Origin of the sequence: Winogradskyella sp. A3E31, assembly GCF_046720935.1 — a bacterium.
In the GTDB taxonomy this organism is placed as follows: domain Bacteria; phylum Bacteroidota; class Bacteroidia; order Flavobacteriales; family Flavobacteriaceae; genus Winogradskyella.
This window is the reverse complement of record NZ_JBHNWH010000001.1, coordinates 159,036-173,245: the sequence shown is the minus strand read 5'-3', so window position 1 is coordinate 173,245 and position 14,210 is coordinate 159,036. Positions and strand designations below refer to the sequence as shown.

Genomic DNA, 14,210 nt, shown 5'->3' with positions numbered 1-14,210 from the left:
ATATTTGAACGCTTTTTATCGAATTTGTTTAGAATGAATCTAAATAAAACAAAATGAAATCAGAGATAACAAAAGAAAAAAATGTCGCCAAAGGTTCTGTAGATGAAACAGTGCTTGAAGACGGCTTTTTTATATTGACGTATAAGAATGAAAGTGCTGACGTTGAAATTGTTGAGCGTAAGATAGATAGTAGCTTTATTCAGTTTCATTTTTGTAATAAAGGGTCAGCAACCTTTGTGTTTAACAACGGTAATTATCGACTAGATATAAAAAAGGAGATGTCTCTGCTACTGTACAACCCTGAACGAGACTTGCCTATTTATTTAGAGTTACAGCCAAATACAGAGATGGCTTCTCTTATCATATCCATCAAAAAATTTCACACCTTATTTTCTAAAGATGCTAATTATATTACATTTTTAACGGATGAAAATAGAAACAAAAAATACTATAAGGATGGTGTTATTAATCCGTCAATGGCTGTAGTTTTAAATCAGGTTTTAGGCTTTAATTTAAACAGTTCCATAAAGCAATTATACTTAAAAGGGAAGGCTTATGAACTATTAAGCTTGTTCTTTAATCGAAATGAAGAGGCAGACATACAGCAATGTCCATTTTTGGTAGATGAGGATAATGTGGCAAAATTAAAACAAGCTAAAGATATTATCATTGCGCAAATGGCAGAACCTCCGTCATTAAAAGAACTATCCGAAATGATTGGATTGAGTCTTAAAAAGTTAAAAGAAGGATTTAAACAAATCTATGGGGATTCGGTATATAGCTTTTTGTTTGATTATAAAATGGAGGTGGCCCGAAAATTATTAGAGTCTGGTGATTATAATGTCAATGAAGTAGGTTTAAAAGTAGGGTATAGTACGGCAAGTCATTTTATTGCAGCTTTTAAAAAGAAATATGGTACGACGCCGAAGAAGTATATTATGAATGTTCAATAATAACAATCATAATGGGACTATTATAAAATACAATGGCTCATTTCAAAAGCATTTCCTATTTGGGTCGTATCTTTGCATTTCATATCATTAAATAATGAAAAAAGGCATTTTACTGGTCAATCTTGGGTCTCCAGATTCGCCAAATCCAAAGGATGTAAAGAGGTATTTGGGAGAGTTTTTAATGGACGAGCGTGTTATCGATGTCCCATACTGGGCACGTACACTCTTAGTAAAAGGCATTATTTTAAACACACGACCAAAAGCATCAGCAAAAGCGTATCAAAAAATATGGTGGGAAGAAGGATCACCGTTGATTGTCATTTCCGAACGTCTTCAAGAGAAGCTACAAAGCAAAGTAGAATATCCTGTTGCATTGGCGATGCGCTATGGCAGTATGACCATTAAAAAAGGGCTTCAAGAATTGGTTGACCAAGGGTGTACAGAAGTAAAAACCATTCCGTTATATCCACAGTTTGCTATGGCAACTACCGAGACGATTGATGTTAAGGTTGACGAATTGGTTGCCGAACACTTTCCGCAGTTAAAAATCACTCGTACTCCAGCGTTTTATAAGCGTCAAGATTATATCAATGTACTTTCCAAAAGTATCGCTGAAAAACTTGAAGATTTAGACTATGAACATATTCTTTTCAGCTATCACGGTGTTCCTGAACGTCATATCCGTAAAAGTGATGTTACAAACGGCAACTGTAAAATGAATGGCAAATGCTGTTTTAAAATGGGCAGTCCACAACATGAGTTTTGTTACCGTCACCAATGCGAAATAACTACAGTTAACGTCGCTAAAAAATTAGGATTAAAAAACGGTACGTATTCAACAACGTTTCAATCAAGACTTGGATTTGACCCATGGTTAAAACCCTACACGGATAGAACCATTGAACGCATGGGTAAAGAAGGCATAAAAAAAATGGCTATCGTAACACCGGCTTTTGTTAGTGATTGTTTAGAAACCTTAGAAGAAATAGCAATGGAAGGTGAAGAAATTTTCCATGAAGTAGGAGGTGAGGAATTTACTGTGATTCCGTGTCTAAACGACCGTGATGATTTTACTCAAGTACTTGCAAATATGGTTGAAGAGTGGGCCTCTAAAAAAGAAGCGGTAACCACATAATGGCAAAGGTATCTTCACAAGATTTAGGGCAACAACCAATTGGAAAACTCCTTGTAAAACAAGCAGTACCTGCATCAATTGGTATTTTGGTGATGTCCTTAAACATCTTGGTCGATACCATTTTTGTTGGTAATTGGATTGGGTCTACAGCTATTGCAGCTATTAATGTCGTTTTACCAGTTTCATTTTTCATTGCCGCTTTAGGTATGGCGATTGGGGTTGGTGGCTCAAGTATTATCTCAAGGGCATTAGGAGCCAACAATCACCTTAAAGCACTAAAAACTTTTGGAAATCAAATTACCTTAACCTTACTTTTTACATTAACTTTTATCTCATTTGGGCTTTATTATATTAATGATATCATTCCGGCTTTTGGAGGTAAGGGAGCCATTTTTGAACCTGCAAAAATATATTACCGTATTGTCTTGTACGGAGTTCCAGTTCTAGCATTATGCATGATGGGAAATACCGTCATTAGAGCAGAAGGCAAGCCTAAAATGGCAATGTACGCCATGCTATTCCCATCTGTTGGAAACCTCTTTTTAGATTATGTTTTTATTAATCTGTTTGGTTGGGGAATGGAAGGTGCGGCATGGGCAACAACAGGGTCATACATTTTATGTTTTTTATTCATTCTTTGGTTTTTCATCTCTAAACATTCTGAATTAAAAATAAGCCTTCAGCATTTTGGATTAGATGTTCCAATTATAAAGGAAATAGGGTCTTTAGGCTTTGTTACCCTAAGTCGCCAAGCCATTGTTAGTGTCACCTATTTATTAATGAATAATATTTTATTTGAATTGGGTGGTGAAACGTCGGTTACGGCTTATGCTATTGTCGGTCGGATGCTGATGTTTGCACTGTTTCCTGTATATGGTATTACACAAGGATTTCTCCCTATAGCTGGCTTTAATTATGGAGCAAAAAAATATAATAGAGTCCGGTTGAGCATCAATACAGCTATAAAATATGCAGCGTTATTGTGCTCAGTTGTCTTTGTTTTTTTAATGGTTTTTCCCGAAGCCATAACCAGCATGTTTACCCAAAACAAGGAGGTGCTACATGAAACTCCTCCAGCCATGAGATGGGTTTTCGCTGCTACACCAATTATTGCAGTTCAGTTAATTGGAGCTGCCTATTTTCAAGCAGTTGGTAAAGCAATACCTGCCTTGCTTTTAACGCTCACAAGACAGGGTATTTTCTTTATCCCTTTAATACTAATACTTCCAAAATTTTATGGAGAATTAGGGGTTTGGATATCATTTCCTATTGCAGATGTATTATCTACCTTGGTTACTGGTTTCTTTCTCAACCGAGAGGTAAAGTTAAATTTACGGCCTAAGGAGACAGAGTAATTTATAATCCGTATTCAAAAATAATTCCCAGAAGCTTTGCTTATGGGTTTCCAAAAAATGTCATTCCGAACGTGATTCGGAATCTAAAGTAAAAAATTTTAACCCTTAAACATTCAATTTGATTTGCAACGAATAGAAAAGCATAAGCTTTTGTGGAAAGAAGAGTTCAAGAAATTGTTTACTTTTAGGATTCATTAACCAATCTTTTTTTGAAATGCGTTTACATATACTTTTTGTAGGTCTTTTATCTCTTTCTTTATGTTCTAATATTGAAGCCCAAAATTTCGATGAATCTCAATATGATGCTCTAGAATACAGACTAGTTGGTCCTTTTAGGGGTGGGCGATCCGCAGCTGTGACAGGTGTGCCAGGAAAACCTAATTTATTCTATTTTGGAGCTACTGGTGGGGGGATTTGGAGAACAACAGATGGAGGTCGCTCATGGGAAAATATTTCTGACGGTTTCTTTGGTGGAAGTATCGGATCTATTTCGGTTGCTAAAAGCGATGCAAATGTGATTTATGTCGGTGGTGGTGAAAAGACAGTAAGAGGAAATGTGTCTTCTGGCTATGGTGTTTGGAAATCCGTTGATGCTGGTAAAACTTGGCAGTCTATGGGATTGAAAAATTCCAGACATGTGCCTAGAATAGCTATTGATCCTAATGACCACAATATTGTTTATGCCGGTGTTTTAGGGAATATTTACAAGCCAACCGATGACCGTGGAGTCTACAAGAGTACAGATGGCGGCAAAACTTGGAAAAAAACCTTGTTTTCAAATGCACATGCTGGTGTTGTGGATTTAATAATGGATCCAACGAATCCAAGAATACTATACGCTTCAACGTGGAGAGTCCAAAGAACCCCATATAGTTTAAGTTCGGGGGGAGAAGGTTCAGCCTTATGGAAAAGTACAGATAGTGGTGAGACATGGTCTGAAATCTCTACGAAAAAAGGATTTCCTGAAGGTATTTTAGGAATTATGGGAGTTACCGTGTCACCAATAAATAACCAACGTGTCTGGGCAATGGTTGAAAATAAGGACCAAGGTGGTTTATACAGAAGTGATGACGGTGGTGATAGCTGGACACAAGTAAATAGCGAACGTAAGTTACGTCAACGCGCCTGGTACTATACGCGTGTGTATGCAGACACAGAAGATATTGATGTCGTTTACGTATTAAATGTTGCCTATCATAAAAGTGAAGACGGAGGAAGAACATTTAGTACCTATAGAGCACCTCATGGAGACCATCACGATTTATGGATAGCTCCAGAAAATTCCAAACGTATGATTATTGGTGATGACGGGGGAGCTCAAGTTACTTATGATGGAGGCGAAACATGGAGTACCTACTACAATCAGCCAACCTCTCAATTTTATAGGGTAACCACAGATAATGCTTTCCCATATCGGATTTATGTGGCACAGCAAGATAATTCAACAATACGAATTCCTCATAGAACAGATGGAAGAAGCATTTCTGAAGACGATTGGGAATCTACAGCTGGTGGTGAGTCTGCTCACATTGCAGTCGACCCTGAAAACAATGATATTGTATATGGGGGAAGTTATGGGGGTTATTTAACCCGAGTAAATCATGATAAGGGAACTGTAAGGGCAATAAATGTTTGGCCAGACAATCCCATGGGTGCAGGTGCTGAGGCTATGAAATATCGCTTTCAATGGAACTTCCCAATCATTTTTTCTAAACATAATCCTGAAAGATTGTATACATTCTCTCAACATGTGCATGTGAGTGAAAATGAAGGACAATCCTGGGATATTATTAGTCCTGATTTAACAACTAACGATCCTGAAAAGCAAAAATCTTCCGGTGGCCCTATCACGCAAGACAATACTGCGGTTGAATATTACTGTACTATTTTCGCTGCACAAGAATCTCCTTTAAAAGAAGGATTATTATGGGTTGGAAGTGACGATGGATTGATTCATGTTACACAAGATGGAGGGAATACGTGGGACAATGTGACTCCTAAAGGGATGCCTAAGTGGATGATGATTAACAGTATTGAACCTAGCTCTTTTGATGAAGGGACGTGTTATGTTGCAGGGACAAAATACAAAACGGGTGATTTTGCGCCGTATTTGTACAAAACAACAGACTATGGTAAGAGCTGGACAAAAATTACCAATGGTATTTCAGCAGAGCATTTTACAAGAGTCGTTCGTGAGGATCCAAAGATAAAAGGATTGTTGTATGCTGGTACAGAAACAGGCATGTACATTTCTTTCGACGATGGTAAAAACTGGAAACCATTTCAGTTAAACCTTCCGATTGTCCCAATCACAGATCTAACGATAAAGGATAATAACCTTATTGTGGCCACTCAAGGTCGAAGCCTTTGGATGATCGATGATTTATCAGTTATCCATCAATTGTATACTACCGATTTAAGTAAAAACACGCTCTTTAAACCAAAAGACACGTATCGCATGGGAGGTGGAAGTCGCTCAGGCAGTAAAACTGAAGGCACTAACCATCCTAATGGGGTGATGACCTATTTTAATTTAAAAGAGTATAATGAAGATGATGAGGTTTCTTTAACTTATTTTGACACTAAAGGAGATACCATTCAGTCCTATTCAACCAAAAGCAAAAAGAATAAATTAAACGTTGAAAAAGGAGCAAATCAGTTTGTATGGAATATGACTTACGATGGGGCCGAACGCTTACCGGGCATGATTCTTTGGGCAGCTAGCTTACAAGGTCCAAGGGCCGTACCAGGTGCTTATAGAGTTAGCTTAAACGTTAATGGAGATGAGCAATCCCAAGCATTTAATATCGTTGCTGATCCACGAGCGGAAAGTACAGTTGCCGAAATGCAAAAACAATTTGATTTTATACAAGATGTTAATGCTACGGTGGATAAAGCGCATAAATCTATCAAAAAAATAAGATCAATAAATAAACAGCTTTTAGCATTTCAAAAGCAATACAAAGGAGATGATAATGTTAAGGACTTACTGGAAAAAGCCAAAACCTTGGAGGAGCAATTGTCTGAAATTGAAAAGGCTTTGTACCAAACAAAAAATAGAAGTAATCAAGATCCATTAAATTTCCCTATTAAATTAACAGATAAGTTAGGTGGATTAAACTCATTAACCAGACGTGGTGATTTTCCGCCAACAGATCAGGCTATTGCTGTAAAAAATGAATTGACAGGCAAAATCAATAAGCAGCTCGATACCTTTAATACACTTCTAAGTGATGAGGTAAAAGCTTTTAATGCTGCTTTTAATGATAAAGGCTTGAATTATCTGTTTGTTGAGGATTAATGGAATATTACAACTACATAAAATCCCTGCACCTCATTTTTGTGATTACTTGGTTTGCTGGGCTATTTTACATACCACGTTTAATGATCTATCAAATTGAAGCCTATCACAAACCTTCTCCTGAAAAGGAAATATTAGGGAAACAACTAAAATTAATGGCTAAGCGACTGTGGTATATCATTACGTGGCCTTCGGCAATTTTAGCCACATTTTTTGCAGTTTATTTAGTAGTATTACTACCTACTTGGTTAGATCAAGGTTGGATGCAAATTAAACTTGGCTTTGTTCTGTTGCTTTTTATTTACCACGGGATGACCCATGTTTACTTTAAACAACTTCAAAAAGATGTGGTTAAAAAATCATCTAACTTTATGCGGGTATGGAACGAAGGTGCTACTTTCATTTTGTTTGCTGTTGTCTTTCTGGTTATTCTGAAAAACGCTATTAATTGGATTTTTGGGGTCATAGGAATTTTGGTATTAGGCATTTTATTGATGCTTGGCTTTAAATTGTATAAGCGCATTCGAGAAAAGAATCCAGAGGCCTAAAAAACTCTACATACTTTGGTGCGATTATTGCTATATTTAGTCCAATGTTAATTTTTTGAATGAAGACAAAAAAACTTTCCCTTCGAGGACGCATCTTTTTATCCATGATTTTATTGGTATTGTTAGCCTCCGTGCTTATTGCGGCTGTAACTATTTATCAATATAATGAAGAAGCTCAAGATTATCACAAAGAGCGCTTAGAGCGTAAGGAAGAGAACATTCGAGAGAGCATCAAATACACCATAAAGGAAACCACCTATGAGGTTAAGACTGAAAACATTCCTCTTATTTTTAAGGATGAGATTTTTGAAATTGCCAATATTCACAAGCTTCAAATTAATTTATATTCACTAGAAGGGGACTTGTTGAAATCTTCAATTCCAGCCTTACAAACAGATAGTTTGGCAATTTGTTTAGAGTCAGAGGTTCTTAATACACTTGCGAATACTGCAGACCATAGATACGTTCGTAAAAAAGAAGAAAACGGACAAGTCTTTCAATCATCATATACATATATCACGGATGAAAAATTCAAAAATATTGCTATTTTAAACCTACCATATCTAGAGAATGATGATTTCTTAAGTAAAGAGCTGAATGAGTTTTTGTTACGTTTAGGCTATGCTTATCTTTTTATGATATTAGCAGCTATAGTCTTTGCATATTTTGTTTCAAAATATATTACGCGATCACTGAAAACCATTAGCGATAAAATGAACGAGATTCGTCTCGAAAAGCGCAACAAAAAGATAGAAATAGGGTCGTCGTCGGAAGAGATTGAAACACTTGTTAAGTCTTACAATAGTATGATTGATGAGTTAGAAGAAAGTGCTGTTAAATTAGCAACAAGTGAGCGGGAGCAGGCATGGCGAGAAATGGCAAAACAAGTGGCACACGAAATCAAGAATCCATTGACCCCAATGAGGCTGAGTGTTCAAAGCTTTCAACGTAAGTTCGACCCTGAAGATAATAACATCCATAAAAAAGTTGAGGAGTATAGTAATACCCTCATTCAGCAGATAGATATGATGAGTTCTATTGCCTCAGCCTTTTCAAATTTTGCCAAAATGCCTGCCCAGCAAAGTGAAGTGCTAAATGTGGTACAGATTGTAAAAATGGCATTAGATATTTTTAACGAGCATTATATTTCGTTTGAAACCGAAGAAGAAGAAATCATTGCTAAGTTTGATAGAACACAACTCATTAGAGTAGTGACCAATTTAGTAAAAAATGGTATTCAGGCTATCCCAGACGACCATCCAAACCCAGAAATTAAAGTCTCTGTTTCAACTGAAAATGAAAATGTATTGATCGCTATTGAAGACAATGGTCATGGTATAACGGAAGAGAATGAAGATAAAGTGTTTGAGCCAAAATTCACGACCAAATCTAGCGGCATGGGCCTTGGGTTGGCGATGGTAAAAAACATAGTCGAAGCCTATAATGGCACTATTAAATTTGAATCTAAAGTTGGGGAAGGCACTACTTTTTTAGTAGGCTTTCCAAAAGAATGACATATAGTTTCAAATAGTCTTTTATTTCGAGCGAACGCGTGTCGTTGGAGCTTTAGCTTAAGCATAGTCGAGAAATCTCATTATCTTCGAAGAATACTTTAACTTTCTCAACATTATGAATTACGAAAATATTCTCTTAAACACGTCCAATGGTATAGCAACAATTATCATTAATAGACCAAGCAAACTAAATGCGCTCAATAGAGCAACCATTCAAGAGCTTCATAATGCATTTAAAGATGCCGATTCCGACAGGGATATTAAGGTCATTATATTAACCGGTAGTGGGGAAAAAGCTTTTGTGGCAGGTGCTGACATTAGTGAATTTGCAGATTTTAATGTTAAAGAAGGAGGAAAATTGGCAGCTAAGGGACAAGAATTGTTATTCAACTTTGTTGAAAACCTGAGTACTCCAGTAATCGCTGCAATTAATGGTTTTGCGCTTGGTGGTGGATTGGAATTAGCGATGTCTTGTCATTTTAGATTGGCAAGTGCCAACTCCAAAATGGGCTTACCAGAAGTGTCTCTCGGAGTGATCCCCGGTTATGGAGGTACGCAGCGTTTACCACAATTGGTTGGCAAGGGTAGAGCTATGGAGATGATTATGACTGCAGGCATGATAGATGCTACTCAAGCTTACAACTATGGTTTGGTCAATCATGTTACAGAACAGGATGAGTTATTACCAATGGCAGAAAAGATAGCAAGTAAAATTATGAGAAACTCATCTGTTGCTATTACCCAAGCCATTAATGCCATTAACGCCAATTTTAAAGAAGGAGTTGACGGTTTTAAAGCGGAAATTGAAGCTTTTGGAAATTGTTTTGGTACTGCTGATTTTAAGGAAGGCACCTCTGCTTTTTTAGAAAAACGAAAGGCGGACTTCCCTGGGGAATAAGTGATTTATGAGAAAGATCATATTCTTAATTATTACCATTCTTTACTCACTTTCTGTTGGAGCTCAGTTTGAGTGGACACCAGCAAAGGTGATTTTTAATGACGGAAGCTCAAGCAGAGGATTCGTTAAATTTCCAAAACATTCAGGTGGGTTAATATCTATAGGAAGTACAAAAATTAAATTTAGAAAAAAGCGAAAATCAACGACAGAAAAATTCGGAAATGAATCTGTAGAGGAAGTGGTTTTTGGTGATGAAGAATTTACTACAGCTCACTTTAAGTATGTGCCAATTAAAAAGAATAAATATGTATTGATGGAATTGATTATTGAAGGGAAGGTTAATCTTTTTAAAAGAACTGTTTTAAAATCGACTAGCACTCCTTCAACTAACCCCGTAATTCCTCAAAATGTAACTTATTATGATGACACTCAGTTTTTCCTTTTTAGAAATGATGGAGAAAAAGCTAAATTGATTGCTGGACCAAATAGCATAGGATTATTTAGTGCTAAGGCTCAGAAATATTTTGATGATTGTCCTAAAATACTAGAATATATAGAGGCAGGCTTATATAATATTGAAGATTTAGTACAATTGGTAAAAGATTATAATCTCTTGTGCGATTAATAGCCTTTATAAATCGTTAATTATGATTTCCTTATCATAAGTTAATCTTACATTTTTCTATCTTCAAGATCTAAGTCAATCAATATGCTTTATCATGGATAGAAATTACACTTCAATAGACAGGAGAACGGCCATTAAAACATCGGCCTTAACGGCATTAGGACTTGCAATTCCAAATGTTATATTTTCTAATAGCCAAAACAATACTTTCAATACAGGTTCTTTAAGAACTGAGGTTCCTAAACATTTTCCAAATATAGATCCAGAAATTGTAGCTGAGGTTGTTGGCAGATCACATGCGGACATAGATAGAGTTAAAGAGTTGGTTGGTGGCCGTCCAGAGCTTGCACGTTCGGTTTGGGAATGGAGATTCGGAGATTTTGAGTCTGCAATTGGAGCAGCTTCGCATGTTGGAAGACGAGATATTGCCTTGTATTTAATTGAAAAAGGAGCACGACCTACCCTTTATACTTTCGCTATGTTGGGGGCTTACGAAACCGTAAAATCTATGATTGAGTTTTCACCAGGGATTCAAAAAAATTGTGGACCACATGGCATCAGTTTGCTCAGCCATGCTTATGCAGGTGAACGTATGAAGGATAGCATGTCTTTAAAAGAAAAAGACAGCCTCAAAAGAACTATTGATTATCTAGAATCTTTGGGGGATGCCAATGGGGAAACCTATATAGATGTCAGTCCTAAAGACCAAGAAAAATATTTGGGTGATTACAAATATGGGTCAGGAGACAAGGAAGGCTTTACTGTGGCTGTTAATATGAGAAAGTTATTGTCTTTAGCACCTTTAGGCGGTTTTGGCGGTGCTATTTATAAAGTTGCTGAGAACAAATTTATTTACAATGGAGCACCCTCTGTGACTATTTCTTTTAATATTGAGAACGACATTGTTAAATCCCTTACACTTTCAGAACCAGGATTAGAGGTGATAGCGACAAAACAATAATTGAAAACTCTTCTTACAAAATTTGTGGATAAGCAAACGCGTTATTAACAGGATTTGGAAAAATGAATACCTAATTTTAAAGTTCTCTTTTATTTTTTTTTCTGTTATATGAGTTCCAAATCAGTTATAAAAGGCCGTGGTGCCCAAAAAAATGTTCACAATCGTTTTTTTGAACTTTCGCATGAAATGCGCAATGATTTTTTAGAGTTTTGCGAAAAGGAAGGAGAAATTGTAGACAAAAACAAAACCCTTTACTTACCCGTATTTCCCAAAACAATTGTCAATAAAGTGACTAGCCCTGATGTGGGTATGGCCTACTCCATGAACATGTATCAAGGCTGCGAACATGGGTGTATCTATTGTTATGCGCGCAACAGTCACGAATATTGGGGGTATAGTGCAGGCTTAGATTTTGAACGACGTATCCTCGTAAAAAAAGACGCTCCAAAACTGCTTGAAGACTTCTTAAAAAAGAAAAGCTGGAACCCACAAACCATTGTTATGTCGGGCAACACCGATTGTTACCAGCCTGCCGAAAAGGAATTTAAAATTACACGACAATGCCTTAACGTATTTTTAAAATACAGGCACCCAGTTGCAATTATCACTAAAAACAGTTTAATACTTCGAGACTTAGATATTCTGAAAGCGTTGGCGGAAGATAATCTTGTTGCAGTAAACATATCCATAACATCTTTATCAGAAACAACGCGTCGTATTTTAGAGCCAAGAACGGCAACTATAAAAAAACGATTGCAAGTTGTAAAGGAGCTAAGTGACAATGGTATCCCAGTAAATGTAATGTTAGCACCGATTATCCCTTCTATCAATAGCCATGAGATTTTACCATTGGCAAAAACCGTTTCGGAACATGGAGCGTTGAGCATTGCACATACTATCGTTAGGTTGAATGGTGCTATAGGATCTATTTTTACAGACTGGATTCATAAAACATTACCCGATAGAGCCGAAAAAGTTCTACATCAAATTGAAGATTGCCATGGTGGCACTTTGAATGAGAGTCGCTTCGGAATAAGAATGCGTGGTGAAGGGAAAATTGCTGGCCAAATCAATGATCTATTGAAGTTGGCAAAGTTGAAATATTTTAGAGATACCTCTATGCCAAGTCTAAACACCTCATTGCACAGACACTATAAAACTGGCCAAATGTCTTTGTTTTAAAAAGAAAAAGGCGAGTCTTTAAGGACTCACCTCTTTCCAAATTAACTAAACTAAACTAAAATTTTATAGGTTAAAATATGATGTGTACTTTCTATCGTTTGCATTTAGAACTACGGAATAATAACCGCTTTTACTTGGGTCTAAAGTGTATATGCGCTCAAAAACTTCTTTGCCCTCGCTAGTCTCGGAGTAGATTTCTTTACCTTCATAATAAATCTTAACGCTCAAGGCATCATCCGTTAATGCCAATTTAGAGACTAAAACTTTGTTCTTTTCATGTCTTATTAAAGGCTTGTAAAATAAGGTTGCAGTGTCTTCCAAAAATGTTACATTATTATTAGCTACAGCTATTTTTAAGGATTTTACTTCAAAATCATGACTTGTCTCAATTGTGTAGAGTCCATCTTTAAGATTAGTAAAATCAAAATTTTGGGTCAACAACGCATTTTTTGAAACGATTTCTGAATAAATAACACCTCCATTAGCATTTTTAACTGTTAAATGCGATCCTTTTTTTATAGTTTTGATTTTAATTTCGTTAGAAAATACATTTGGGGTGCTTTCTAAAGTTGTTCCTGCGTAACTTGCTGTTAATCCTAACAACATAGCTACAGTAAAAATTGTTTTTTTCATAGGTTCTGTGTTTTTCATTGTATTAATGATTTACACTACAAATTTATGGTAGGAATTATCCTTAAAAAACATAGATTTTAATCAATTTATGTTCAATATTAACTTAATAATTTCTTAACACACGCACATTGGTTAAAATAGCACACATTTAGGATAATTGATTATATAAAAATTGCAATGCATCAATTACCTTTGTAATTAATAAGCTCAACATGAACAACAGGAAGCCTACTTTAGAAAAAATCAGCCCTCAGTTTGGGAGTTCTATTTTTATTAGAAAGCATGAAGCTTACATAGGTGAGAATAAACCTTTTTGGCATTTTCATCCCGAAATAGAATTGGTGTATGTTAACAAAGGTCAAGGAAAGAGACACATTGGTAACCATATTTCTTACTTTAACAACAGTCAGCTGTTACTCATAGGATCTAACTTACCTCATAATGGATTTACCGATAGATTGACCATCAATGGGTCAGAAACTATAGTTCAGTTTAAACCAGAATTTTTAGGAGAGCACTTTTTTGATATCCCAGAAATGGACGCTATTAATAAATTGCTCGAACGCTCTAAAAATGGTCTGCTGTTCGGTGTAAAAACAAAGAATAAAATTGGGCAAAAGATTGAAAAATTAGCCGAAAAAGAAGGGTTTAAAAAAATATTAATTCTGTTAGAAGTCCTTCATGTTTTAGCAAAATCAAAAGACTATACACTACTTAACACAGATGGTTTTTCATTTGAAGCAGAACCTCAGGACAGTGCTAAAATCGATATTATATACAAATACGTCAATAAAAATTTTACTGAACACATTACATTAGATGAGATTGCAGATAAGGTTAGTATGACGGTGCCTGCATTTTGTCGCTACTTTAAAAGAGTTACAGGTAAGACCTTTACTAAATTGGTTAACGAATACCGCGTAGTACATGCAACTAAGCTTTTATCTGAAAGTCAAATGAATATTACGGACATCTGCTTTGAGTGCGGTTTCAATAATTTTTCGCATTTCAATAAAATATTCAAGGAGATTACGGGAAAAAGTGCATCGAAATACAGAAAAGAACTAAAGAAAAGTATCGCTTAATGTTAGCGATAGAGTAATGA

At 36.0% G+C, this 14,210-nt stretch carries 12 protein-coding genes; 11 read left to right on the top strand and 1 reads right to left on the bottom strand.

The window, feature by feature from the left end; all coding sequences use genetic code 11:
• Positions 1–53 precede the first annotated feature (53 nt).
• The 10 genes from ACFEMA_RS00770 (at position 54) to ACFEMA_RS00725 (ending at position 12,472) form a co-directional block, all read left to right on the top strand.
• Positions 54–953, top strand: coding sequence for a helix-turn-helix domain-containing protein (locus tag ACFEMA_RS00770; RefSeq protein ID WP_411766051.1), 900 nt, complete (start codon positions 54–56; stop codon positions 951–953).
• Between the two features lie 94 nt (positions 954–1,047).
• Positions 1,048–2,088 carry a ferrochelatase gene (hemH, locus tag ACFEMA_RS00765; RefSeq protein WP_411766050.1) on the top strand — a complete coding sequence of 347 codons (1,041 nt, stop codon included), beginning with the start codon at positions 1,048–1,050 and terminating at the stop codon, positions 2,086–2,088.
• Positions 2,088–3,443 carry an MATE family efflux transporter gene (locus ACFEMA_RS00760; protein ID WP_411766049.1) on the top strand — a complete coding sequence of 452 codons (1,356 nt, stop codon included), beginning with the start codon at positions 2,088–2,090 and terminating at the stop codon, positions 3,441–3,443. The genes hemH and ACFEMA_RS00760 overlap by 1 nt, the downstream gene beginning before the upstream one ends.
• Positions 3,444–3,657: 214 nt before the next feature.
• Positions 3,658–6,744 carry a VPS10 domain-containing protein gene (locus ACFEMA_RS00755; protein WP_411766048.1) on the top strand — a complete coding sequence of 1,029 codons (3,087 nt, stop codon included), beginning with the start codon at positions 3,658–3,660 and terminating at the stop codon, positions 6,742–6,744.
• Entirely contained in the window at positions 6,744–7,292 is a 549-nt protein-coding gene (locus tag ACFEMA_RS00750; RefSeq protein WP_411766047.1) for a CopD family protein, read from the top strand. The genes ACFEMA_RS00755 and ACFEMA_RS00750 overlap by 1 nt, the downstream gene beginning before the upstream one ends.
• A gap of 59 nt (positions 7,293–7,351) precedes the next feature.
• The gene (locus ACFEMA_RS00745; RefSeq protein WP_411766046.1) at positions 7,352–8,806 is read left to right on the top strand and encodes an ATP-binding protein; all 1,455 of its coding nucleotides are present in this window, start codon (positions 7,352–7,354) and stop codon (positions 8,804–8,806) included.
• Positions 8,807–8,921: 115 nt separating this feature from the next.
• A complete protein-coding gene (locus ACFEMA_RS00740; protein WP_411766045.1) occupies positions 8,922–9,704 on the top strand; it encodes an enoyl-CoA hydratase/isomerase family protein in 783 nt (260 codons plus the stop codon).
• Between the two features lie 7 nt (positions 9,705–9,711).
• Positions 9,712–10,329 carry a hypothetical protein gene (locus ACFEMA_RS00735; protein WP_411766044.1) on the top strand — a complete coding sequence of 206 codons (618 nt, stop codon included), beginning with the start codon at positions 9,712–9,714 and terminating at the stop codon, positions 10,327–10,329.
• Positions 10,330–10,423: 94 nt separating this feature from the next.
• Positions 10,424–11,290 carry a hypothetical protein gene (locus ACFEMA_RS00730; RefSeq protein ID WP_411766043.1) on the top strand — a complete coding sequence of 289 codons (867 nt, stop codon included), beginning with the start codon at positions 10,424–10,426 and terminating at the stop codon, positions 11,288–11,290.
• Between the two features lie 108 nt (positions 11,291–11,398).
• Positions 11,399–12,472 carry a PA0069 family radical SAM protein gene (locus tag ACFEMA_RS00725; RefSeq protein ID WP_411766042.1) on the top strand — a complete coding sequence of 358 codons (1,074 nt, stop codon included), beginning with the start codon at positions 11,399–11,401 and terminating at the stop codon, positions 12,470–12,472.
• Between the two features lie 63 nt (positions 12,473–12,535).
• On the opposite strand, the gene ACFEMA_RS00720 is transcribed toward ACFEMA_RS00725, so the two are convergent.
• Positions 12,536–13,123 carry a hypothetical protein gene (locus ACFEMA_RS00720; RefSeq protein ID WP_411766041.1) on the bottom strand — a complete coding sequence of 196 codons (588 nt, stop codon included), beginning with the start codon at positions 13,121–13,123 and terminating at the stop codon, positions 12,536–12,538.
• A 194-nt stretch (positions 13,124–13,317) separates the two neighbouring features.
• Here ACFEMA_RS00720 and ACFEMA_RS00715 point away from each other — a divergent pair, with 194 nt between their 5' ends.
• The gene (locus tag ACFEMA_RS00715; RefSeq protein WP_411766039.1) at positions 13,318–14,190 is read left to right on the top strand and encodes an AraC family transcriptional regulator; all 873 of its coding nucleotides are present in this window, start codon (positions 13,318–13,320) and stop codon (positions 14,188–14,190) included.
• Positions 14,191–14,210: the final 20 nt, after the last annotated feature.